We start from the raw sequence: 24,455 nt of genomic DNA on the forward strand, positions 1-24,455 counted from the left end.
ATAAATACCTGTACGGTGAATAGCGGTCCGCATCTCGCTTCGATGAAGCAGGTGCGGGCCGTATGCATTTTTACTGCACAGACATTCACCTTATATTTTCTTTCCTATTCTTTTGTGTTCGGCCTATGATCTACGCCGGAAGCTGCGGGGGTGCTGCAATCACTCCCGCGCTGCCCAACTTTTTTGCACTTACTGAATTGATGAAGCCGCTCCCTTAGAGAGCCCGGATCTGTCCCGGACAGACGCCGCATTTCTGCCATGCGCGTCATCACTGCAATCTCTTTTTCAGGAGATACCCATGCACGTCCGTAGTCTTCTCACTCTTGCCTCTGCCTTGCTGTGCAAGGCTGCTGTTGCTGCCACACTGTGCGTGAGCGCCAGTGGTGGCGGATGCTATCACCACATCAGCGATGCCGTAGCTGCCGCCTCTCCAGGCGATACGATCGTGGTCGTCGAAGGCACGTTTCACGAGCAGGTGACGATCACCAAGTCGTTGTCGCTGACTGCGCTGAGCGGTGTGATTGATGCTTCCGGCATGGTCAATGGAGTTGTTGTCGATGGCCTGCACAATCCCGGTCTGGCGAATGTGCACATCTCGAATCTGACGATCAAGAACGCGAAGCATGAAGGCATTCTTGTTTTGAATGCGTCGTACGTCAGCGTGTCTGGAAACACGGTGAAGAACAATAACACGTCGCTGGCGGGAGGGATGTGCCCTGACCTGCTAACCTATGAGCCGGGTGAAGCGCAGGATTGCGGTGAAGGTATTCATTTGCAGGCAGCGGATCACGCCATTGTGACGGACAACACGGTGACGGGAAATGCGGGCGGCATCCTGATCTCAGACGATAGCGGGCCGACGCATGACAACCTGATCAGCTTTAACAATGTGCATGACAATCCCGGCGCGTGCGGCATCACGATGGCTTCGCATGTGCCTGCGCCGAGCACCGGCGCGGCAGTGCCCTTTGGCGTGTATCACAACACGATCTATGGAAATCGTTCGTTGCGGAATGGCGCGGGTATTGGTGGCGGTGCCGGTTTCGGTATCTTCGCTTCGATTCCGGGCGCGAAGACATACAGCAATGTGGTGGTGAACAACTTCGCCAAGGACAATGGGCTGCCGGGTATTGCGATGCATGCGCATGCACCGAATCAGCAGTTGAATGACAACATGCTGATCGGCAACACGCTTGTTGGCAATGGAGCAGATACGGCAGATGCAGCGACGGCGGGGCCGACCGGCATCAATGTGTTCTCTGCAGTGCCTACATCGAACGCGAGCGGCATCATGATCTCCGGCAATCAGATCCAGCAGGAACAGATTGATGTGAATGTGAACAATCCGCAGGCAGTGACGGTGGAGTTCAACAATCTGCTGGGCAAAGGAACCGGTGTATCCAACACGGGTGCATCGACTGTTGATGCCACCGGCAACTGGTGGGGCTGCATCTTTGGGCCGACACTGGGACCCGGCGCTTGCTCGACTGTGAAGGGTGCGGTGATTTCTTTGCCGTGGTCGATTACGCCGGTGGATATTCAACCTAACTTCTAACGGATGTGTAAGCAGTTGGGGCGGACTCTTGTGAGTTCGCCCTTTTGCTTTCTGATGTGTTCCTCCGTGGCGTGTTCTCGTTGACATCGCGATTGCGAAAGAGCGATATGCTGTTGGCCATGATGAAACAGTTTGCCGCCTGCGTTCTGACTCTTTCGCTTGCTGTGTTGCCGGCGTCCGCACAGAAGACGAATACGCTTACCGCCAAAGAAAAGGCTGATGGCTGGAAGCTGCTGTTTGATGGCAAGACGACCAACGGCTGGCACAGTGCGCGTGGTGGTGGGTTCCCTGCTACTGGCTGGGCTGTGCAGGATGGCACCATCACTGTGACCGAGACAGGTGGCGAAGAAGCTGGCAACGGTGGCGACATTGTTACCGACCGTACTTACTCCAACTTTGAGTTGTCGGTGGATTTCAAGACGTCGCCCGGTGCGAACTCCGGGATCATGTACTTTGTGAACCTGGACCTGATGCCGTGGAAGAACGGACATGGTTCGCCCATTGGATTTGAGTATCAGATTCTGGATGATGCTCTGCACCCGGATGCGAAGCGCGGTAAGGATGGTGACCGCACCGTTGCTTCACTCTATGACATGATTCCAGCTGCCGCCGATAAGCCCATCAAGCCTGTGGGTGAATGGAACACTGCTCGCATTGTGGTGCGCGGCAAGCATGCAGAGCATTGGCTGAACGGTGTGAAGGTTCTTGAGTACGATCGCGATTCACCGGAGTTCAAAGCCATTCGTGCTGCCAGCAAGTACCATGTGTTTCCGCAGTATGGTCAGGAAACCAGCGGCTATCTTTTGCTGCAGGACCATGGCTTTCCGGTTTGGTTTCGGAATATCAAGATTCGTGAATTGCATAGCTGATAAATCAGGTGCTGTCTTCTGTCTCCCGGGCTACACTGCATAACATCATGACAGTTAGTCAGCGGTTCACTGGTTTCCTAAACAACATTGCAATGACAGATCGGCAGAAAGAGGACGGGAGGCGAAATCACGCTGGGGTCCGCTCTTGCCTGAATAGGCACTACTACAGCCTTAATTCCGAAACGGCAAATAGTCTCCTGATTGGATCATGGGCAAGGCATACACGAGTGAGACCTCCGCGGGACATTGATGTGATGTTTGTACTTCCGAGGTCGGTCTATGACAGATACGAATCAAAACCCGGAAACAAACAATCTCAGCTACTGCAAGAAGTGAAAAATGTTCTATGCAATTGCTATTCAACAACGAAGATGTCAGCGGACGGACAGATCGTTCTTGTGCCATTCGCCACACAAACAGTAGAGCTCGCTCCTTGCTTTTTACATTGGAATGGACTGTACAAGATTTGTGACACGAACAGCGGTGGGTCGTACAAAATCGTTGATCCCACAGCCCAACAAAATAGCCTCCAACAGTCCGATACCAACAGTTCAGGAAACACACGAGATCTGATTCGGATGATGAAGAAGTGGCAAAACTACTGCAATGTTCCCTTGAAATCCTTCTGGTTGGAGAGGCTGGCAGAAGAATTTATAGCGAACTGGTCCTATCGAGGGAAATCCTCTGTCTATTACGATTGGATGGTTCGTGATTTCTTTTCATGGCTAAAGGGACAAGCCAACACATATATTTTCCTCCCTATCACCTATGAGGCGATATCACTTGGGGATGCTTGGAAAAGCCGAGCAGAGAGTGCTTATGAACGTGCCCGCAAGGCCTGTGATCACGAAGCGGCAAATAAGAATGTGGATGCTTGGTGGGAATGGAAGAACATCTTCGGGGACGATGTACCGTTGAATTAAATGGCCGATGATAGATCAGAAGCGCTGAGAAAAGAGTGTTACCGCCTAGTGGACACGTGTTTATACACGTCCACGACTTTCTATATCTGGTTGAGATTCTGCCGCTTTTTAAAGACGGCCTTCCTAGTAGTTCCTCTCGTTTGCGGTTCATTGGGTACTTGGAGCGTTCTCACCCGTTCTAATGTTGAAAGTTTCCGCAACCTCACTGCGCTTTTTTCTTTTCTCGCTGGCTTACTCCCTGCCGTTTACGCGGCATTGAAACTCGACAGGCACCTCGATCAATGCTGCCGTCTCGCGGGCGAATTCAAGAACCTTCAAGATCGGTTTAGGCAGGCAGGCGATATCAGCTTCCACAAAACTTTCCCCGAGTTTGAAGCGGACGTACAGCCTCTCTTCAAGCGGCTAGAGAAAGCGAGGTCAGAAAGCTTTACGGCTCCCGAATGGTGTTTTAAACGTGCTCAAAACAAGATCAACAAAGGTGACTACACGTATACCGTCGATGAACAAGCTGCTCACCCAGCTCACCCTGTCGCCCTTCAGTACATTACAGCGAATGAATCTGATGAGCACGAGGACAAACATAATTAAATAACACGGACCAAGAAGAAGGGCGGACTCTTTCGAGTCCGCCCTTTGTGTTGCTTGTTGTGATCGCGCTTATTCGGCTGCGAGTTCTTCCTGCTCGCCTTCCATGCGCATTGCTTCGAGTTCGCGCTCTTCTGCGTCGTGCGCTTCCTGGACTTCCTGCTGGATCTTGGCTGCCGCTTCTTCCAGCTCGGGTGAGAGCTGAACGTTGCGGTAGTACTCCATGCCGGTGCCGGCGGGGATGAGTCGGCCGACGATGACGTTTTCCTTCAGGCCGCGGAGGGTATCCACGGCGCCGTTGATGGACGCCTCGGTGAGTACGCGGGTCGTCTCCTGGAAGCTGGCCGCGGAGATGAAGCTGTCAGTGGACAGCGACGCCTTCGTGATACCCAGCAGCAGAGGACGGCCAAGCGGCGGACGGCCACCATCGTTCAGGCAGCGCTGGCGCTCCGCGTTGTAGCGGAAGCGATCCACCTGCTGCTCGAGGAGGAAGGTCGAATCACCCACTTCGTCGATCTTGACCCAGCGGAGCATCTGGCGAACGATCACCTCGATGTGCTTATCCGAGATGGCCACGCCCTGCAGACGGTAGACTTCCTGGATTTCGTTCACCAGGTAACGCTGCAGTTCCTGTTCACCGAGGACGGCAAGAACGTCATGCGGGTTGAGCGGACCGTCGAACAGCTTTTCGCCGGCTGCCAGACGCTCGCCTTCCTGCACGTTGACGTAGATGCTGCGCGGCACAGAGTACTCGCGCTCTTCGCCGGTGTCGCCCGTGATGTAGATCTTGCGCTGACCCTTGACCACGTCGCCGAAGCGAACCACACCGTCGATCTCGGCAATTGTGGCCGTCTCGCGCGGCTTACGCGCTTCGAACAGTTCCACAACGCGCGGCAGACCGCCCGTGATGTCCTTGGTACGGGTGGACTCACGCGGGATCTTGGCGAGGATGTCGCCCGGTCCCACTTCCTGTCCGTCCTGCACCATGAGGTTTGCACGGCTGGGCATGAGGTAACGCTTCTTGCCACCGTCGGTTCCGTTGACGAGCAGTGCCGGCTGGCGCTTTTCATCCGGAGCGTCCGCAACCACCAGGCGCGACAGGCCGGTGACTTCGTCCACTTCGTCGTTGAGCGTGACACCTTCCTGCAGATCCTTGAACTGGATGGTGCCGCCGATTTCCGTAACGATGGAGTAGGTGTACGGATCCCACTCGCCGAGCGTGGTGCCGATTTCAACCTGAGCGCCATCTTCTACGCGCAGCTTTGCACCGTAAACGATGGGGTAACGCTCGCGTTCGCGGCCCTTGTCGTCAATGATGGCGACCTGACCGGAACGGTTCATGGCAACCAGGCTGCCGTCCTTGGCGCGAACGGTTGAAAGGTTAATGAACTTAACCGCTCCGGCGTTCTTCGCGTCGAGGTGCGACTGATCGGAAACTCGCGATGCCGTACCACCCACGTGGAAGGTACGCATGGTGAGCTGCGTTCCGGGTTCACCGATGGACTGAGCAGCGATGACACCTACTGCTTCGCCCATTTCAACCAGCTTGCCCGAGCCGAGGTTACGGCCGTAGCAAAGCTTGCAGACGCCACGCTTGGATTCGCAGGTGAGCACCGAGCGGATCTTGACCTTCTCCACGCCAGCGGCCTGGATGTCGGTTGCGAGCTGCTCGTCGATCTCCTGGTTCGGACCGATGACGATGTTGCCTTCCTGGTCCTTGTACTCTTCGGTCGTTACACGGCCGATGATACGGTCGCGCAGCGGCTCGATGATTTCGCCAGCTTCGATGATCGGCATCACGTAGATACCCTTGCTGGTGCCGCAATCGCTCTCGGTGATGATGACGTCCTGAGCGACGTCAACGAGACGACGGGTCAGGTAGCCCGAGTCAGCGGTCTTCAACGCGGTATCCGCAAGGCCCTTACGCGCGCCGTGCGTCGAGATGAAGTACTGCTGCACCGTGAGGCCTTCACGGAAGTTCGCAGTGATGGGAACTTCGATGATTTCGCCCGAGGGCTTAGCCATCAAACCACGCATACCGGAGAGCTGACGGATCTGCTGCTTCGAACCACGCGCACCGGAGTCGGCCATGATGTAGATCGGGTTCATGGCTCCTTCCTTGTCCGCGCGCTTCATGTTGTTGAACATCTCATCGGCAACGCGCTCCGTTACACCGGACCACATCTGGATGACCTTGTTCGAACGCTCACCGTTGGTGATGGCACCGTCGAGGTACTGCTGCTGCACAGCGATGACCTGCTTTTCCGCTTCGTGCACAACGGTGTACTTCGACTCCGGGATCACCATGTCGTCGAGACCGACCGAGAGGCCGGAACGCGTGGCGAACTGGAAGCCGAGTTCCTTGATGCGGTCGAGCGCCTTCACCGTGACTTCAAGGCCCAGGTTCAGGTAGCAGTAGTTGATGAGCTGGCCGATGCCCTTCTTCTTCAGCAGGCCGTTAACGTACGGCATGCCTTCCGGCAGAGCGTCGTTCAGGATGGCGCGGCCTACGGTCGTGTTGATGAACTGCTTGTTGTAGTCCACCACTTCCGTGTGCGTCAGATCCTGATCGTCGTATGCCGTCGTGAGGTCAAGCACGGGGCCGGTGTAGCGCAGACGGATCGGCGTGAGCGTTTCCACCTGCTTGGCTTCGAGAGCCATCAGCACTTCTTCAATGTTCGCGAAGACGCGGCCTTCACCCTTGGCGCCAACCTTGGCCTTGGTCAGGTAGTACAGACCAAGAACCATGTCCTGCGTGGGCACGGTGATGGGCTGACCCGACGCGGGCGACAGGATGTTGTGCGCTGCGAGCATCAGCACGCTGGCTTCAACCTGAGCTTCCGGCGACAGCGGAATGTGCACAGCCATCTGGTCACCGTCGAAGTCGGCGTTGAACGCCGTGCAGACGAGCGGGTGAATCTTGATGGCCTTACCTTCGACGAGCACAGGCTCAAACGCCTGGATGCCGAGGCGATGCAGTGTTGGAGCGCGGTTCAGCAGGACCGGGTGATCCTTGATGACCTCTTCCAGGATGTCCCAAACGATGGGCTCCTGCATCTCCACCATTTCCTTGGCCTGCTTGATGGTGGTGCAGTGACCTGTCTGCTCGAGGCGGTGATAGATGAAGGGCTTGAAGAGTTCAAGCGCCATCTTCTTCGGCAGACCGCACTGGTGCAGCTTCAGCTCAGGACCGACCACGATAACGGAACGGCCTGAGTAATCCACACGCTTACCGAGCAGGTTCTGACGGAAGCGGCCCTGCTTACCCTTGAGGGTGTCAGAGAGCGACTTCAGCGGACGGTTGTTTGCACCGCGCAGCACGCGGCCACGACGGCCGTTGTCAAACAGCGCGTCGACTGCTTCCTGCAGCATGCGCTTTTCGTTGCGCACGATGACTTCAGGAGCATGCAGGTCCATCAGCTTCTTCAGACGGTTGTTACGGTTGATCACGCGGCGATACAGATCGTTAAGATCCGAAGTCGCGAAGCGGCCGCCGTCCAATGGCACGAGGGGGCGAAGCTCAGGCGGGATCACGGGGATCACGTCGAGAATCATCCACTGGGGCTTGTTGTCGCTGCGACGGAAAGCCTCAACAACCTTGAGACGCTTGGCGTACTTAAGCTTCTTCTGAAGGCTCTGTTCGACCTTCATCTTCTCGCGCATCTCGATGGCGAGCTCTTCGATCTCAACACGCTTCAGCAGTTCCTTGATGGCTTCCGCACCCATCATGGCCTTGAAGCCAGAGGGACGGTACTGCTGATCGAGCTCACGGAAACGCTGCTCGTCCTTGATGATTTCGCGCTCCTTCACGGGCGCGTCACCAGCGTCGATGACAACGTACGACTCGAAGTAGAGAACAGCTTCGAGCTCACGCAGAGAGATGTCGAGCAGGTGACCGATACGCGACGGCAGGCCCTTGAAGAACCAGACGTGCGAGCAAGGCGATGCCAGCTCAATGTGGCCAAGGCGCTCACGACGAACCTTGGACAGTGTGACTTCGACGCCGCACTTATCGCAGATCACGCCGCGGTGCTTCATGCGCTTGTACTTGCCGCAGAGGCATTCCCAGTCCGTGATGGGTCCAAAGATGCGGGCGCAGAAGAGGCCATCGCGTTCGGGCTTGAAGGTACGGTAGTTGATGGTTTCCGGCTTCGTCACTTCACCGTGCGACCACGAACGAATCTTCTCGGGGGATGCGAGAGAGATACGGATCGCGTCAAAGTCGGTGATGGGGCCGGACAGTTCAAACGGGCTTGAACGGAACATGTAGTTAGTCTCCGTGCAGTTGCGGTTCTGTGGGGAACCGGTCCTGCGGTTGGTACTGCTGCTTCGCGGTCACTTGTGGCGGGCCGCATGCCCATTCCAAAACTCTGTGCGCGCGAACCGGGTGTCGAGGGATCACCCTCGACACCGATCCGGCGTTTAGTCGGCGGCTGCCGCGATGGGAAGCATCGGGATCTTCTTCAGATCTTCCTGCTTGACCAGTTCGACATCCAGGCAGAGCGACTGCAGTTCGCGGATGAGCACGTTGAACGACTCCGGCACGCCGGGTTCGATCGCCGCTTCGCCCTTCACGATGGCCTCGTAAATCTTCGTACGTCCGAAGACGTCATCCGACTTGGCCGTGAGCAGCTCCTGCAGGATGTAAGCCGCGCCGTATGCTTCCAGGGCCCACACTTCCATCTCACCGAAGCGCTGTCCGCCGAACTGTGCCTTACCACCCAGCGGCTGCTGCGTGATGAGGGAGTACGGTCCGATGGAGCGAGCGTGGATCTTGTCGTCGACAAGATGCGACAGCTTCAGCATGTAGATGTAACCAACGGTCGCCGGCTGTTCGAACGCATCGCCGGTCATACCGTCGAAGAGTTCCGTCTTACCGGAAGAAGGCAGACCAGCCGCTGCGAGCAGCGCCTTGATTTCGCCTTCCTGTGCGCCGTCGAACACCGCCGTGCCGAACCAGATGCCGCGCTTCATGCCCTTCGCCACGCGAAGCGTCATCTCGTCATCCAGCTCCAGGAGCTGGTTCAGAGCGGCCGTCTTCGCAAAGCGAGCCTTGAAGATCTCGCGAACTTCGTTGGCATCCGCAGCCTGCTGCGCCATCTCGGCAATCTTCTGTCCGAGTGTGTGTGCAGCCCAACCGAGGTGCGTTTCGAGGATCTGACCCACGTTCATACGCGAAGGCACACCCAGAGGATTCAGCACGATTTCTACCGGCGTTCCATCCGGCAGGTACGGCATGTCTTCCTCAGGCAGGATGCGTGCAACCACACCCTTGTTACCGTGACGACCGGCCATCTTGTCACCGACCGAGAGGCGGCGCTTCATGGCGATGTACACCTTGACCATCTTGATGACGCCAGGCGAAAGCTCATCGCCCTTCTGCATCTTGCTGATCTTCTCGTTGGTGATCTTGCGCAGAACGTCGATCTGACGCGAGGTCATCTCTTCGATCTCGTCGATCTGCTCGTTCACGCGCGGATCCTTGTCGGCGTAACGAATACGCTTGAGGTTACGCGTGCTGATCAGCTCGATGGTGTCGCGGTCGAGGATGTCGCCCTTGGAGAGCAGCTTCTTGTTGGTGCGCTCGTCATGCAGGTCAGCCTGCACTTCCTTTGCACCCAGAATTGCCTCAAGACGCTTCAGGCGCTCATCGGTCAGGATTCGGATTTCGTCCGCCAGGTTCTTCTCCAGGCGTTCGATCTGCTCCTGCTCAATCAGCTTGGCGCGCTCATCCTTCTCCTGACCCTTGCGGGAGAAGATGCGGACGTCCACAACCGTGCCTTCGATGCCCGGAGGGCACGTCAGCGAAGCATCACGTACATCGCCAGCCTTCTCACCGAAGATGGCGCGCAGCAGCTTCTCTTCCGGCGTCAGCTGGGTTTCGCCCTTCGGCGTTACCTTGCCCACGAGGATGTCGTTGTGACCAACCTTCGCGCCGATGCGGATGATGCCTGACTCGTCCAGGTCACGCAGAGCGTGCTCAGAAACGTTCGGAATATCACGCGTGATTTCTTCCGGTCCAAGCTTCGTGTCGCGCGCTTCGATCTCGAACTCCTCGATGTGAATCGAGGTGTAGTAGTCCTCGCGGACCAGCTTTTCCGAGATGAGGATTGCGTCTTCGAAGTTGTAACCGCGCCACGGCATGAACGCGACGAGGACGTTACGACCGAGACCAAGCTCGCCCTGCTCCGTGCAAGGACCGTCTGCAATGACCTGGCCCTTGATTACGCGGTCGCCCTTACGAACGATCGGCTTCTGGTTGATGCAGGTGTTCTGGTTCGAGCGCTTGAACTTCGTGAGCTGATAGATGTCCGAACCCACCTCACGCGACAGCTGCGTGGGATGATGCTCGCCTTCTACGCGCACGATGATGCGTTCGGAATCGACCGAGTCAATGATGCCGTTACGGCGAGCAAGGATCACAGCACCTGAATCGCGAGCGGTGACGCCTTCCATACCGGTACCGACGAACGGAGCTTCCGCCATCAGCAACGGAACCGACTGACGCTGCATGTTCGCACCCATTAGAGCGCGGTTCGCGTCGTCGTGCTCAAGGAACGGCACGAGCGAAGCTGCAACCGACACAAGCTGCTTCGGCGATACGTCGATGTAGTCGATCTCAGCCTGGGGAACGAGTACGAAGTTACCCTGACGACGTGCGTTGACCAGGTCTTCCGTCAACTTGCCTTCCTCGTCCATTTCCACGTTTGCCTGGGCGATCGTGTGACGATCTTCTTCCCATGCAGACAGGTAGAAGCTGAACGGCTCGGTCTCAATGACACGCTTGCCAGCCTTCGCCAGATCCTGCTTCATCTTGCGGGCTTCGTTGACTTCAACGGGATCACCCTGACGCAGACCGCTCTCACCAGCATTGGTGATCGCGACATAGTCAATGACCTTGCCGTCCTTAACCTTGCGGTAAGGCGACTCGATGAAGCCGTATTCGTTGATGCGCGCAAAGCAGCTCAACGACGAGATCAGACCGATGTTCGGACCTTCCGGCGTTTCGATCGGGCAGATACGGCCGTAGTGCGTCGGGTGCACGTCTCGAACTTCGAAGCCTGCACGTTCACGTGAGAGACCACCCGGTCCAAGGGCCGAAAGACGACGCTTGTGCGTGATTTCGCTCAGCGGGTTCGTCTGATCCATGAACTGCGAGAGCTGCGACGATCCGAAGAATTCGCGGATCGCAGCCATGACGGGCTTTGCGTTGATGAGATCGTGCGGCATGGCCGTCGACATCTCCTGGTACACGCTCATCTTTTCCTTGATGGCGCGTTCCATACGCACAAGACCAATGCGGAACTGGTTCTCCATCAACTCGCCCACCGCGCGAACGCGACGGTTGCCGAGGTGATCGATGTCGTCCACAAGGCCGATGTTCTTACGCAGCTTGAGCAGGTAACGGATGGTTCCGTAGAAGTCTTCCGGCGTCAGCGTGCGCTTGTCCAGGTTGGTTGCATCCTGGTTCTCGTACAGCTTGATGTTGAACTTGAGACGGCCCACGCGCGAGAAGTCATACTTGCGCGGATCGAAGAACATGCCTTCGAAGAGCGCAGTCGCGGTGTCCAGCGTCGGCGGGTCGCCCGGACGCAGCTTGCGGTAGATCTCGATGAGAGCTTCTTCCGGCTTGCGAACCGAGTCACGCTTCAGCGTGTTCGTGATGATGTTGCCAACGTCGTCCTTCTCAGGGAAGAAGACTTCAAAGCTGGTGGCGCCAGACTGCAGCGTCTTGTGCAGCTTGTCAGCGCCAGCTTCCTGATTGGCCTCATACAGCAGCTCGCCCGTGGTCAGATCGACAACGTCAGCAGCGAAGATGGAGCCATCGAAATCGCTCTGCGCAACTTCGATTTCCGTGACGCCGCCCGCACGCAGCTTGGACAGCAGCGCAGTGCTGATCTTGCGGCCAGCAGCAACGATTTCCGTGCCGTCGGTGCCGTTGATCGCATTAGCAGGCTTCACACCAACAATGTTGGTCGCGCCTTCTGCAGGGATCTGCCAGAAGAGCTTGCCATCGCGAATCTGGATGGTGTCTGCCGTGTAGAAGGTCTTGAGGATCTCTTCGTCCGTACGCAGGCCAAGAGCGCGCAGGAAGATGGTTCCCAGGAACTTACGCTTACGGTCGATGCGGACGTACAGGATGTTCTTCTGGTCGAACTCGAACTCGACCCAGCTTCCGCGGTAAGGGATGATCTTGCCCAGGAAGTAGGTACGGTTGTTCGCCGTCTCAAAAAAGACGCCGGGCGAACGGTGCAACTGCGACACGATGACACGCTCGGTGCCGTTCACGATGAACGTACCGTTGGCCGACATCAAAGGAATGTCGCCGAAGAAGACTTCCTGCTCCTTCATGTCGCGCAGGGTCTTCACGCCCGTCTCCGGGTCCTTGTCGTAAATCTTCAGGCGGATGGTGACCTTGAGCGGAGCAGAGTAAGTCATGCCACGCTCTTCGCATTCAGCCTGGTCGTACTTCAACTGCAGACCCACCGGGTCACCGCACTTGGTGCAGAAGTCCGGCGTGTTCTTGTTGTAGGTACCGCAGAAATGGCAGAGCACGTCGCCGGGATGGAACGGGTCCGTGATGACCATGTGGCCGCAGGTGGTGCAGGCCGTGCGCAGGTGGTTCAGACCCTTCAAGTAACCGCACTTGCACTCCCAGTTGCCGATGGAGTAATCGACAAACTCGAGCTCGCTCACATTACGGAAATCCGTAATCGGGAACACAGAGGTGAAGACGGACTGCAGGCCGTTGTCCTCGCGCTCCTGGGGCAGCTTATCCATCTGGAGGAAGCGCTCATACGAACGACGCTGGACCTCGATCAGATTTGGGATCTGAATTGCGGTTGGGATCTTGGAAAAGTCGAGACGGCTGCGGAGTGCGCGCGTTTCGGTGTTGCTTGCCATACGTTGTAGACTCCCCTTGGTCGTGCCGAGGCCTCCCTTCCGATTTCCACCGCATCCGATGCGGTAGAGTTTCGATTGAGAGCCGAAACATAGCCGTGTGGGCGGCTGTTTCGTGGGTGGTGTGCGCTTAAAGTTCCTGCGGAGGCTCTGCCCCGGTGCGAGTTCCGCGCGCAATTGAGATGGGCTTGATGCCCGTTCAGGGTGATACGAAGCTTGTGTTTCAGTTACTGCTGATTTCCTGCCGTTACAGTGCTACGCCGGTGTATGCGGTCTACTCGGAGGTTTTTCCGGAGACGCGAAATGGCCCACAGGGACAGGAAAGCCCGTGAGCGCAAGATCCGACTTTTGCACCAGTTCAAATTTGCTAAAAATAACTGCCGCCCTTGTTACCTTTCTCACTGCCTGGCGGGGCAGGAGACTTGAGGCGTTGACTGCACGATAGACCTCCGCCGCCTGAGGCATACCGTGGCCGGTTCTTGCTTGAACCGGAGAAGGTTCGAATGTCGTTTTGAGGCCGACCGTCGCGCCGTTACGCAGTCCTACGCAGGGCGGTCATCTTCCAAACGAAAGAATACTGCTTTCGTGAATAGAAAGCAAATCGCATACACAGCAAAGGGCTCCCGGCGCTAGCGCCGGGAGCCGCAATGGCTGAAACTACTTGATTTCAACAGTTGCGATGCCGTCGAACTTCTTGGCGATAGCAGCTGCGTCATCCTTGGAGATGTTCTCCTTCAGGGGCTTCGGAGCGCCGTCAACCAGGTCCTTAGCTTCCTTCAGGCCAAGAGCGGTCACTTCACGGACAGCCTTGATGGTGTTGATCTTGTTTGCGCCGGCATCCTTCAGGATAACGGTGAACTCGGTCTTCTCTTCTGCTGCCGGAGCGGCTGCGCCGCCACCTGCTGCAGGAGCAGCGGCTACAGCAGCAGCTGCTGCCGAAACGCCGAGGCGCTCTTCAAGCTTCTTCACGAGTTCAGCTGCTTCGAGCAGGCTGAGGCTAACGATTGCGTCTTCCAACTGCTGGATGTCTGCCATGGTAATTCCCTCTTTAATAATTCAATCTGGATACTGCTGATTACGTCCCCGGAATCGAACTTCTATTCCGGCTGCCCTTCCCGTATTCAAGGTTTCCGATGCGCCCAGACTTGCGCCCCCTGAAACAGTCACGACAAAACTTATGCGAACCCGGCGGTACCCTGCCGGGTCAAACTTTTATCCCTCTGCGGGAGCTTCGTCGGCAGCCGCCTCGGCCTGAGCCGAAGCACCTTCCGTGTCCGCAGCAGGAGCAGCTTCTGCTTCCACTGCCGGAGCAGCTTCCACAGCAGCGGCAGGAGCCGCGCCACCCAGCTTGTTCTGCTCCACGGCCTGGTTGATCACCACAGCCAGATCGCGACCGGTTGCGTTGATGACCGTAGCCAGACGCTGTGCCGGAGCGTTGATGAGGAACAGGAGCTTCGCGAACAGCTCTTCCTTGCCCGGCATGGTTGCCAGCTGATTCACTTCCGCAACGGAAAGAACCTTGCCGTCCACAATGCCCAGCTTGAAGGTGAACTGCGAGTTGTCCTTCACCCAGGTGCTCAGAGCCTTCGCCAGAGCTACCGGATCGCCGGAGGTGTATGCAATGGAGCTGACGCCCTTCAGGCCGCCCAGTGCGTCTTCAATCTTGGTGCCTTCGCCAGCCTTGGGGGCCAGCTTGTTCTTCAGCACCTGATACTTGCCGCCCGCGTTGCGGACAGTCTTACGGAGATCAACATCCTTTGCCGCGGTCATCGCGGTGAAGGTGCCGATGATGGCAGCGGTCGCGCCCTGCAGCTCGCCTGCGAGCGCCGCAACCTTCTCCTGCTTCTTCTGCTTGGTCAATGCCATTGTCTTATCCCTCGCCGGGCACATGCCCGGCCGAATCTATCGAGCCGCGTTCGCAGCGGCGAAATCGTTACGCCTTTGCGGCAGCCTCAGCGACAGCCTGATCCAGCTCAATGCCAGGGCCCATCGTGGAAGAGATGTACATCGCCTTGATGTACTTGCCCTTGGCAGCAGCCGGCTTCGCCTTCACAACGGCGCCGATCACGGTCATTGCGTTCTCGACCAGCTTCTCCGCTTCAAAGGAGCTCTTGCCTACCGGAACGTGAACCAGCGCGGTCTTGTCTGCGCGGAACTCGACCTTACCGGCCTTGATTTCCTTTACAGCAGCAGCCACATCGGTGGTCACAGTGCCCGTCTTCGGGTTCGGCATCAGGCCACGGGGGCCGAGAACCTTACCGAGACGACCGATCGAACGCATCATGTCCGGCGTTGCGATCAGGGCGTCAAAGTCCGTCCAGGATTCCTTCTGGATCTTTTCAACGAGCTCTTCGCCGCCGACGATGTCTGCACCGGCTTCTGTAGCCAGACGCTGGTTTTCCGCGGTCGAAATCACGGCAACCTTCTTCGTCTTGCCCAGACCGTGGGGCAGCAGAACGGTCGCGCGGACCATCTGGTCAGCATGACGCGTGTCTACGCCAAGGCGCAGGGTGATGTCGACGTTCTCATCGAACTTCGCGTACTTGATCTTCTGCAGGAGGGGGACTGCGTCCGTCAGGGCGTAGGTGCGGGGCTCAACAGCCGCGCGCGCCTTAGCCAGATTCTTCGAAATCTTGCGTGCCATTCCTATTCCTTTGTCTCCCACCGCCTGAACCATTGGACAAAGCGGGCTGATGGATTCTTCTAGCCCAGCGGGCATGCCTCGCGCTGACATCCGGACTTTCGTCCACTTACAGCGAGGGCCCCGCCCTTTATCCGCAGCGTAATTTTCACGCTGAACCCGTCCCGAATTGCGATTACTCAACTGCTGCGGGGAACGAGCCGTTCGGCCGTGGTGTTGGACGGAAGCTGCTTTCGCAACTTCCATGTATTCGAGGACCGCTGCACTGAGTGCAAACGGAGGCTCGGACACTCTTATCAGTATCCGGCGAAAGGATAGAAATGTCAAGCACAAGTGTGTTTCAGTCTGTGGGACGGGCAAAGGTTTCGAGAAGACCGTGATTTCTTCCACAGCGACAAACGCCGCCAAATACACCTAAACACATCTATTTCAATAGTTTGACGGGGTGCTACGGAATGGCACGCTAGTTGCATCTACCCAGTGCAGACGCGAGATGGACCACCGTCTCCTGAAATTTGACTTCCCCCGGAGGGACTGTAGTTATGGCTATTGCAAGAACGGCTCCCGCATCTGTACGCAATCAGCAGATCGCCTGGCTTCCTGTACTTTTCGGCATTGCCGTTATTTGCGGCGAATCCACGAATACCATGGGCGCGAACCACACCAGCATCTGGCTGTCTCAGCTCGCCGCCTGGTCTGGCCACTCGGACGGTCTTGTCGCTCTCGTCAATCATCTTCTGCGGAAGTCGGGCCACTTCACCGGCTACGGTCTGCTGGGAATTTTCTTTGCGCGGGGATGGTACTCGGTCCTTCGGCGCCGTGTCGTTGCCAGCTGGAGCACACTTCGTATGCGGGCAGCGATGTTTGGAATTCTATCGACGGCTGTGATCGCATCGGCCGATGAGATTCATCAGATCTTCCTGCCAACACGCGGTGCGTCTATTTGGGATGTGCTTCTTGATACCAGTGGAGCGGTTGTGCTGAATAGTCTGTTTCTTGCGTTTCTGGCAGCGCGACGCAACGCCCTGCTGCATCCGCAAACCCAGTTCATCACCCTGGGACTGTCGTTCGCACAGCTGCCGGAACAATTCGCAAACTCGCACGACGTGCGGATTCTGCGCGCTCAATCCGTGAAAGGTATTGCCGAAATTCGCCGCGGAGTTCGCAACACGAAGCGCTGGTCGGCCCCCTCGCTGCGGACGCCTACTTTTACTCGCTCGCAGGGCGCAGCAACTTCCCTAACAGAAACGACAGAAGGATAAGACAGGCAGCGCCGCTGGTATCCAGCCACACATCGGATACCAGCCCGGTGCGGTCTGCCATAAAGCTTTGGTGCAGCTCGTCCAACGACGCCACCAGAGTCGTGCAGGCAAGCGCCATTCCCATGGCGTAACCACGCCAAACACCTTCCGAACGATGCTTCATTGGGATCAGCCAGAAGAGCAACCACGCTCGCAGCCATGCGAGCCCCAGCAGCCCGTAGCCAGTGAAATGTCCGGTCTTGCGAATGTGGTGATGGATCGTCAACCATCGCTCAGCAGAAACGCGCCCTGCAATCGCCTGATATACCGCCTGCAGCCATCCCGAAGTGTGATCCGACGAGAATGTATGCGTCGATTCCGTTGCGATCGCCACCAGCATGATCATTACCGGTAGCCAGGTGCGAAGCAGCCAACTCAGAAAGGTTGTTGTGGCGGGAGCCTGACGGCCACCAAGTAGTACAGGCCGGCTCATCACAGCTCCTGCTTTGAGATAGGGTCATCTTGAGTCGAAATTCCTGACGCACATAGCGAAGGGCCGCATGGAATTCCATGGGCCCTCTGCTGTCATGCTCAATTCAAAAGCGGCTTACGCTGCTTCGCTGTTCTCGTCGCCACCCTGCTCGGCAAGCTGCTTCTGCAGCTCTTCGCGCTTCTTGGCCTTGAGGTCTTCGCGCTTCTGCTGCTTCGCGCCCAGTTCCTTCTCAGCACCCAACAGTTCGATGATGGCCTTTTCGCCGCCATCGCCCTGACGGAAGCCCGCCTTCACGATGCGCAGGTAGCCGCCCTGACGATCGCCGTAACGGGGAGCCACAGTGGCAAACAGACGGGTCACGGACTCGTCCGTCATCATGAACGCAAGAGCCTGACGACGCGAATGCACGTCGCCCTTCTTGCCCAGGGTGATCATCTTTTCAACGAGCGGGCGAACTGCCTTGGCCTTTGCCAGGGTCGTCTCCACGCGATCTTCAATCAGAATCGAGGTCACCAGGTTGCGCAGAAGAGCGCGGCGGTGGCTCGTGTTCCGTCCGAGTTTATTTCCAGCTTTGCGATGACGCATAGTACTTACCTTCCAATTTCAAATTCGACGGCTCGCACTGGAGCGCATCGCTAACACTAAGCTTTCAGCCACAGCTCTTAGCTTATCGCTTCTGGCGAATACCCAGAAGGAAGCTAAGTGCTTCGCTCCGTCGCCGGCACCTAACTTATGCAGTTAAGTGCCAGCGACTAAGAGCTTAAAAGTTTTCCGTCTCCGGCATTACGAGGTCGTCCTCATCTTCGTCTTCTTCATCATCGAAGTTGCCGAAGGAGGCGGCCAGCGTTGCCGCAGGCAGAACCGAGGTCGGTCCCGGGACCGGGTTGCCCTGATCGTCGATCTTCATGCCGAGCGAGAGGCCCATCTGAGCAAGGATTTCCTTGATCTCGTTCAGGCTCTTGCGGCCGAAGTTCTTCGTCTTCAGCATCTCGGCTTCGGTCTTCTGAATCAGTTCACCGATCGTCGCGATGTTGGCGTTCTTCAGGCAGTTGTAGCTGCGAACCGACAGTTCCAGTTCCTCAACCGAACGGTTCAGGTTGTCGTTACGCAGAGCAGGACCGTCGTGCGATCCATCCAAGCCGCTCTCCAGCTCTTCTTCAAAGTTGATGAAGATCGTCATGTGATCCTTCATCAGCTTTGCCGAGAGACCGAGTGCGTCAGCCGGAAGTACCGTGCCGTTCGTCCAGATTTCGATGGTCAGCTTGTCATAGTCGGTGATCTGACCGAGACGTGCTGCCTCGACTGCGTAGTTCACCTTACGTACAGGCGAGTGAACCGAATCCACCGGAATGAAGCCGATACCAAGGTCCGGATCAAAATTCTTGTCTGCCGAAACGTAGCCACGGCCACGCTTCAAGCGCATTTCCATGTCCAGCTTGCCGCCTTCAGACACGGTTGCGATGTAGATGTCCTTGTCCAGGATCTCTACGTCGCCGTCAGCTTCGATCATGCCGCTGGTGACAACACCGGGCTGATCTGCACGCAGATACAGAGCCTTGGGGCCGTCGCCGTTCAGCTTGAACGGGATCTGCTTCAGGTTCAGGATGATGTCGGTCGCGTCTTCCACCACACCGGTGATCGACTGGAACTCGTGCAGCACGCCTTCAATCTTCACGGCCGTGACAGCGGCGCCTTCGATGGAGCTGAGCAGGGTGCGGCGCAGGCTGTTGCCTACCGTCGTACCAAAGCCACGCTCAAAGGGCTGCGCGCTGAACTTACCGTACTTCTCCGTCAGCGTTTCGGTGTCAACCGCAAGACGCTTCGGCTTTTGAAAACCTCTCCACAACATTGGCTACTCTCCTCATTTCCTGGCTTCATCGCATGCCGCGAAGCATTTTGCGGTGCGTGAAGGTCGGTTCCTTCGGTTGAGTCACTTCAGGGAACCCCGTATTGCTACAGAGCCCCAGGTGGGACTTACGGCCATAACATCGAGTGGCCGTGCCTCGATTCGAAGCAGCTACGCGGCAGATGCGAGCGAACCCGCATCTGCCGCTATGGCTTACTTCGAGTACAGTTCGACGATCAGCTGCTCGTTGACCGGGATCTGGATCTCTTCGCGCTTCGGCAGAGCGAGAACCTTCACGGTGCGGCCTTCGCGGTCGATCTGCAGCCAGGTGGGCTGTGCCAGACCGGCGTGGAACTGAGCCGCGCCTTCCACAATGTCGAGCTTCTTCGTCGCTTCCTTCAGTTCAACATTGTCGCCAATCTTGATCTGGTAGGAAGGAATATTTACCTTCTTGCCGTTCACGAGCACGTGGCCGTGACGGACGAGCTGACGAGCCTGGCGACGCGAAAGGGCGAAGCCCGCGCGGTATACCAGAGCATCAAGACGGCGCTCAAGCTGCTGAAGCAGCAGTTCGCCGGTAACACCGGTCTTGTTCGAAGCCTTCTCGTAGTACGAGCGGAACTGGCCTTCGAGCGTGAAGTAGATGCGCTTTGCCTTCTGCTTTTCACGCAGCTGCAGACCGTAGCCTACGATCTTCTTCGCGCGTGCCTGACCATGCTGTCCCGGGGGGAAGTTGCGCTTGTCGATGGCGCACTTTTCGCTAAAGCAACGGGATCCCTTGAGGAACAACTTAACTCCATCACGCCGGCAAAGACGGCAGACAGCTCCTGTGTAACGTGCCATTGAATAACTCTCTTTCGAAACTTCCGATGTCGATCGCTTTACAGCCTGGCTGGCCCTTCATCGCGATCCAGTTGAAATGATTGAAATCCCGCAGTGGAGGCACAGAATTCCATGCCTCCACATAGCGGGAGAACTTATACGCGGCGACGCTTCGGCGGGCGACAGCCGTTGTGCGGGATCGGCGTGACGTCGCGGATGCTACGCACATCGATACCGGCAGCAGCCAGCGCACGTACTGCCGACTCACGGCCCGAACCGGGGCCGGAGACGCGCACGTCAACCGAACGCAGACCGTGATCGCGAGCAGCAGTGGCAGCGTTCATAGCAGCCTGCTGTGCCGCGAACGGCGTTCCCTTACGCGAACCACGGAAGCCGAGCGAACCCGAGCTCTTCCAGCTGAGGGTGTTGCCCTGCTGGTCCGTGATGGTCACGATGGTGTTGTTGAACGATGCCTGGATGAATACCAGACCGTACGGGACATTTTTCCGTTCCCGCTTCTTAAACTTCTTGCCCTTGCCGGACTTTCCGGCTGCATTCTGCTGCTTAGCCATTACTTAGTCGCCTTCTTCTTTCCGGCAACCGTGCCCTTACGGGGGCCTTTGCGCGTGCGGGCGTTCGTGTGGGTGCGCTGTCCGCGAACAGGCAGGTTACGGCGGTGACGGATACCGCGGTAGCTCTGGATTTCCATCAGGCGCTTGATGTTGAGACCGATTTCTTTGCGGAGATCGCCTTCAATGCCGCCTTCCTGCTCGATGACTGCACGGATCTTGTTCAGCTCATCCTCGTCCAGCGTGCTTACCTTGCGCAGGGGATCGATTTCCGCCTTTGCAAGAATCTGCAGCGCGCGAGTGTCGCCGATTCCGTAGATGTAGGTGAGTCCGATGCGTGCCTGCTTGTTGTTGGGCACATCGACTCCGGCAATACGTGCCATGTGTCTTTCCTCGTGTACTTCTTGGTCCTGACGCTGTCGTACAGAACCGGGTTATGCGGTGTGACCCGGGGTTCATCGCAAGCCTTTGCTTCGGCTAACTCGCCCCTGAGGAACGTCTCCACACTTAGTAAGTCTTCTCTAAGTGGAAGCCGCGGGTTCCGCGGTGTTTGTTACTCAAACAAGCTGCTACAGGTTATCCCTGGCGCTGCTTGTGCTTTGCAACTTCGCAGATCACTCGTACAACACCCTTACGGTGAACGATCTGGCACTTGTCGCAAATCTTCTTAACTGAAGCGCGTACCTTCATTTGCTTCTTTCCTTCTCCAGCAGATCATCGTGCGCCTGCTGTGTTGTTATCCGCTACAGAACTACTTGTAGCGGTACACAATACGCCCGCGGTTCAAGTCATACGGGCTCAACTCAATAGCGACACGGTCTCCGGGGAGGATGCGGATGAAGTTCTTGCGCATGCGGCCGGAAACGTGGGCCAGCACCTGGTGCTTGTTCTCCAGTTCCACCTTGAACATCGCGTTCGGCAGGGTTTCTACAACCACTGCCATTACTTCAATTGCATCTTCCTTCGGCAAACCGTCTCCTTGTAACTACTCACAACCACTACTGCAAACTTCACTTACTGCGTGAGGACGACCGGACCATCTTTCGTAACAGCTACCGTGTGTTCGAAGTGGGCGCTCATGCTGCCGTCCGTCGTCACTGCGGTCCATCCGTCCTTCAACACCTTCACGTCAGCCGTTCCAGCGTTAATCATCGGCTCGATCGCAAGCACCATGCCTGCCTTGAGCTTTGTTCCCTTGCCGCGCTTTCCGTAGTTCGGAACCTGCGGGTCTTCGTGCATGTTCTTGCCGATGCCGTGGCCTACAAAATCCTTGACCACACCGTATCCTTCGGCTTCGCAAATCTCCTGCACGACCGCGCCAATGTCACCTACCGTGCCACCAACGCGTACTTCCTGAATCGCCTGCTCGAGCGACGCTTTCGTCACATCCAGCAGCTTGCGTGTTTCCGGGCTGATCTTACCCACGGGGTACGTTCCCGCTGCGTCAGAGTAATAGCCTTCCAGAATCACGCCGCAGTCCACCGACACAATGTCGCCTTCCTGCAGAACCTTCTTCTCCGAGGGGATCCCATGGATCACCTCGCTGTTCACTGAGGTGCACAGGCAGCAGGGGTAATCGTTGTATCCCTTGAATGCCGGCTTGCCGCCCAGCTCACGAATCTTTGCCTCGGCAACGCGCTCCAGATCCATCGTTGTGGCGCCCGGCTTCACAGCCGCTTCCACTGCAACGTGGACCTGACGCAGGATGCGTCCGCTTGCACGCATCTTCTCGATTTCCTGCGGTGTTTTAATCGCGATCGCCATCGGTACTGCTTACATGCCCTCGCGCCGCAGACGCTTCAGCGCCGCGACGATTGTTTCCGTTACCACTTCCACCGGCTGCTCGCCGTCCACAACCTCAAACCGGCCCTGGGCGCGATAATGCTCGATCACCGGCGCAGTCAGATCCGCAAACTGCCGCATCCGCTCCGCAAAAACTTCTTCGGTGTCGTCCGGGCGCTGCACAAGCGGCTGACCATCCACATCATCAACCCCCTCAACGAGCGGAGGATTGGTGTAGATGTTGTAAATCCGCTTGGAGACCGGACCTGTGCGCCGACCAGTGATACGACGCAACAACTCATCATACCGAACTTCGATACTTACTGCAACGACTGGAAGTCGTCCGGCAGGCGTGATTTCGCCGTTTGTACCCGGGAATCCGTCTCCGAAAAGCTGCGCGTCCAGCCACTGTGCCTGCCCCAACGTCCGGGGATAGCCGTCCAGGATGTAACCGCGCGCGGCATCCGGCTGGCTTAAACGCAATGCCACCATACGGTTAACCAACTCATCCGGCACGAAGATGCCCTGTGCCACCAGATCCTGAAACTCGAGGCCTACCGGGGTGCCCAGCTTGATGTTCTCGCGGATGATGTCGCCGGTGGAAATCTGCGGGATGCCCCACAGGTCCATCAGGATCTGCGCCTGCGTTCCCTTGCCTACTCCGGGTGCGCCCAGAAGAAGCACCGGCCCAGGGATGAAGCCATCCACTGGAGCCGGTGTTTGATTCAGTTCATGTTCTGACACGTCTGCTTACCAGCTCCGCCGGCCACGCGAACGGCCGCTCTTTGGCGTGAAGCCTTCGTAATGACGCATGATCAACTGCGACTCGACCTGTTGAACAGTGTCCATGGCCACGCCCACTACGATCAGCAGCGAGGTACCGCCGAAGTAGAAGTTCACGCCCAGACCATTCGTGATCCAGTTGGGCAGGCGATCAAAGAACGGTCCAACCAGCCAGAGATGGTTCAGGTGCACACCGGAGATCATCATCTGCGGAATGAGCTGAATGATGATCAGGTAGATGGCGCCGACCAACGTGATGCGGGTCAGGATGTCGTTGATGAAGTCGCTCGTACGACGGCCGGGACGGATGCCGGGGATGAACCCACCATACTTGCGCAGGTTGTCGGCAATGTCATCCGGACGGAAGACGATGGAGATGTAGAAGTACGCGAAGAAGATGATCGCGGCGGCGCTGAGAATCTGGTACCAGGGCTCGCCCGGCTTCAGACCATCTGCAATCACGCGGAAGAACGTGTGATTCTGTACGAACTGCGTGTTTGCAAAGAGCAGCGGAGCCGACAGGATCGACGAAGCGAAGATCACCGGCATTACACCACCGGAGTTCACCTTCAGCGGCAGATGCGTCGACTGACCGCCCATCATCTTGCGGCCGACAATACGCTTCGCATACTGCACCGGGATGCGGCGCTCCGACTTTTCAACGAAGACGATGAAGTACACGACGCCGACCATTGCAACGATGAGGATGGCAATTGCCAGCGGCGTGAATCCGCCCCATGCTGAATCGCGAGCCTTCTCGTACAGATCGTTAATGCCGTTCGGCAGGCCAGCCACGATACCCGTGAAGATCAGCAGCGACATACCGTTGCCGATACCGCGTTCTGTAATCTGCTCACCCAGCCACATGATGAAGCCGGTACCGGTCGTAAGCGTCAGCACGCAGAGCGCAATGAACGACTTCGAACCCATCGTCACCATCGGCGCGCCGGTCGTGGACTTGGTAAGCATCATGGCAATCGCGAACGACTGCACAATGGCCAGCAGCACTGTTACGTAGCGGGTCCACTGTGTGATCTTGCGGCGACCCACTTCGCCTTCCTTCTGCAGCTTGGCCAACGGCTCATAGATCACCGTCAGCAACTGGAAGATGATGGACGCCGTGATGTACGGCATGATTCCCAGCGCGAAGATGGTGAGGCGGCGAAGCGAACCACCAGTGAACAGATCCACAAGACCGAGCGAGGAGCCGGCATTCTGCGCAAAGTACTGCGCCAGAAGGTCAGCGTTGATACCGGGCGTGGGGATGTGTCCGCCAAGGCGGTAGACGGCAAGCAGGCCAAGCGTAAACAGAACGCGTTGGCGTAGCTCAGGAATGCGGAAGATATTGGCCAGCTTGTCAAACATCGGCGGGGCTTATCCAGTCAGGCCTTGCGGCCCGTTCTACTTAAACTTTCGGAGTTATCCGATACAGGCAAAGGCCGAGC

General features: G+C 57.3%; 21 protein-coding genes and 1 pseudogene. 6 read left to right on the forward strand and 16 right to left on the reverse strand.

The window, feature by feature from the left end; genetic code table 11:
* Positions 1–298: 298 nt before the first annotated feature.
* The 5 genes and pseudogenes from M504_RS17540 (at position 299) to M504_RS17555 (ending at position 3,935) form a co-directional block, all read left to right on the forward strand.
* Positions 299–1,555, forward strand: a complete 1,257-nt coding sequence (locus M504_RS17540) for a nitrous oxide reductase family maturation protein NosD (protein ID WP_047496376.1) — start codon at positions 299–301, stop codon at positions 1,553–1,555.
* A gap of 107 nt (positions 1,556–1,662) precedes the next feature.
* Positions 1,663–2,424, forward strand: coding sequence for a DUF1080 domain-containing protein (locus M504_RS17545; RefSeq protein WP_084214500.1), 762 nt, complete (start codon positions 1,663–1,665; stop codon positions 2,422–2,424).
* A 47-nt stretch (positions 2,425–2,471) separates the two neighbouring features.
* Positions 2,472–2,948: pseudogene (locus M504_RS22795) on the forward strand (hypothetical protein); the annotation flags it as partial.
* Positions 2,949–3,002: 54 nt separating this feature from the next.
* Complete coding sequence (locus tag M504_RS22550) at positions 3,003–3,347, forward strand: hypothetical protein (RefSeq protein WP_156993953.1); 345 nt, start codon at positions 3,003–3,005, stop codon at positions 3,345–3,347.
* The gene (locus M504_RS17555; protein ID WP_047496382.1) at positions 3,348–3,935 is read left to right on the forward strand and encodes a hypothetical protein; all 588 of its coding nucleotides are present in this window, start codon (positions 3,348–3,350) and stop codon (positions 3,933–3,935) included.
* A 69-nt stretch (positions 3,936–4,004) separates the two neighbouring features.
* Here the strand turns inward: M504_RS17555 and rpoC are convergent, their stop codons facing one another.
* From rpoC to rplA, 5 genes are all read right to left on the reverse strand, one after another.
* Positions 4,005–8,198: a DNA-directed RNA polymerase subunit beta' gene (gene rpoC / locus M504_RS17560; RefSeq protein WP_047496385.1), complete on the reverse strand. Its 4,194-nt coding sequence runs from the start codon at positions 8,196–8,198 to the stop codon at positions 4,005–4,007.
* Between the two features lie 156 nt (positions 8,199–8,354).
* A complete protein-coding gene (gene rpoB, locus M504_RS17565; protein WP_047496386.1) occupies positions 8,355–12,836 on the reverse strand; it encodes a DNA-directed RNA polymerase subunit beta in 4,482 nt (1,493 codons plus the stop codon).
* 654 nt (positions 12,837–13,490) lie between these two features.
* Positions 13,491–13,868 carry a 50S ribosomal protein L7/L12 gene (rplL, locus tag M504_RS17570; RefSeq protein WP_047496389.1) on the reverse strand — a complete coding sequence of 126 codons (378 nt, stop codon included), beginning with the start codon at positions 13,866–13,868 and terminating at the stop codon, positions 13,491–13,493.
* 177 nt (positions 13,869–14,045) lie between these two features.
* Positions 14,046–14,699 (reverse strand): 50S ribosomal protein L10, encoded by a 654-nt coding sequence (gene rplJ, locus M504_RS17575; RefSeq protein WP_047496392.1) that lies wholly within the window; start codon positions 14,697–14,699, stop codon positions 14,046–14,048.
* A gap of 67 nt (positions 14,700–14,766) precedes the next feature.
* A complete protein-coding gene (gene rplA, locus M504_RS17580; protein ID WP_369792920.1) occupies positions 14,767–15,498 on the reverse strand; it encodes a 50S ribosomal protein L1 in 732 nt (243 codons plus the stop codon).
* 518 nt (positions 15,499–16,016) lie between these two features.
* On the opposite strand from rplA, the gene M504_RS21530 reads away from it, so the two are divergent.
* On the forward strand, positions 16,017–16,736 hold the full coding sequence (locus tag M504_RS21530; RefSeq protein WP_052200985.1) for a VanZ family protein: 720 nt from the start codon (positions 16,017–16,019) through the stop codon (positions 16,734–16,736).
* Here M504_RS21530 and M504_RS17590 read toward each other — a convergent pair.
* From M504_RS17590 to secY, 11 genes are all read right to left on the reverse strand, one after another.
* The gene (locus M504_RS17590; protein ID WP_047496397.1) at positions 16,684–17,208 is read right to left on the reverse strand and encodes a VanZ family protein; all 525 of its coding nucleotides are present in this window, start codon (positions 17,206–17,208) and stop codon (positions 16,684–16,686) included. The genes M504_RS21530 and M504_RS17590 overlap by 53 nt on opposite strands.
* A 114-nt stretch (positions 17,209–17,322) precedes the next feature.
* The gene (rplQ, locus tag M504_RS17595) at positions 17,323–17,793 is read right to left on the reverse strand and encodes a 50S ribosomal protein L17 (RefSeq protein ID WP_047496399.1); all 471 of its coding nucleotides are present in this window, start codon (positions 17,791–17,793) and stop codon (positions 17,323–17,325) included.
* 175 nt (positions 17,794–17,968) lie between these two features.
* Positions 17,969–19,057 (reverse strand): DNA-directed RNA polymerase subunit alpha, encoded by a 1,089-nt coding sequence (locus M504_RS17600; RefSeq protein ID WP_047496405.1) that lies wholly within the window; start codon positions 19,055–19,057, stop codon positions 17,969–17,971.
* Positions 19,058–19,267: 210 nt separating this feature from the next.
* On the reverse strand, positions 19,268–19,897 hold the full coding sequence (gene rpsD / locus M504_RS17605; RefSeq protein WP_047496409.1) for a 30S ribosomal protein S4: 630 nt from the start codon (positions 19,895–19,897) through the stop codon (positions 19,268–19,270).
* A 134-nt stretch (positions 19,898–20,031) separates the two neighbouring features.
* Complete coding sequence (gene rpsK / locus M504_RS17610) at positions 20,032–20,448, reverse strand: 30S ribosomal protein S11 (RefSeq protein ID WP_047496412.1); 417 nt, start codon at positions 20,446–20,448, stop codon at positions 20,032–20,034.
* The gene (gene rpsM / locus M504_RS17615; protein WP_047496414.1) at positions 20,448–20,828 is read right to left on the reverse strand and encodes a 30S ribosomal protein S13; all 381 of its coding nucleotides are present in this window, start codon (positions 20,826–20,828) and stop codon (positions 20,448–20,450) included. The genes rpsK and rpsM overlap by 1 nt, the downstream gene beginning before the upstream one ends.
* Positions 20,829–21,021: 193 nt before the next feature.
* Positions 21,022–21,135, reverse strand: a complete 114-nt coding sequence (gene rpmJ / locus M504_RS17620) for a 50S ribosomal protein L36 (RefSeq protein WP_047496418.1) — start codon at positions 21,133–21,135, stop codon at positions 21,022–21,024.
* Between the two features lie 61 nt (positions 21,136–21,196).
* A complete protein-coding gene (gene infA, locus M504_RS17625; RefSeq protein ID WP_014787172.1) occupies positions 21,197–21,415 on the reverse strand; it encodes a translation initiation factor IF-1 in 219 nt (72 codons plus the stop codon).
* Positions 21,416–21,459: 44 nt separating this feature from the next.
* Positions 21,460–22,209, reverse strand: coding sequence for a type I methionyl aminopeptidase (gene map / locus M504_RS17630; protein ID WP_047496423.1), 750 nt, complete (start codon positions 22,207–22,209; stop codon positions 21,460–21,462).
* A 9-nt stretch (positions 22,210–22,218) separates the two neighbouring features.
* Positions 22,219–22,971 carry a nucleoside monophosphate kinase gene (locus tag M504_RS17635; RefSeq protein ID WP_052200986.1) on the reverse strand — a complete coding sequence of 251 codons (753 nt, stop codon included), beginning with the start codon at positions 22,969–22,971 and terminating at the stop codon, positions 22,219–22,221.
* Between the two features lie 6 nt (positions 22,972–22,977).
* Positions 22,978–24,375 (reverse strand): preprotein translocase subunit SecY, encoded by a 1,398-nt coding sequence (gene secY / locus M504_RS17640; RefSeq protein WP_047496426.1) that lies wholly within the window; start codon positions 24,373–24,375, stop codon positions 22,978–22,980.
* Between the last annotated feature and the right edge of the window lie 80 nt (positions 24,376–24,455).

The organism is Terriglobus sp. TAA 43, from assembly GCF_000800015.1.
GTDB lineage: Bacteria > Acidobacteriota > Terriglobia > Terriglobales > Acidobacteriaceae > Terriglobus.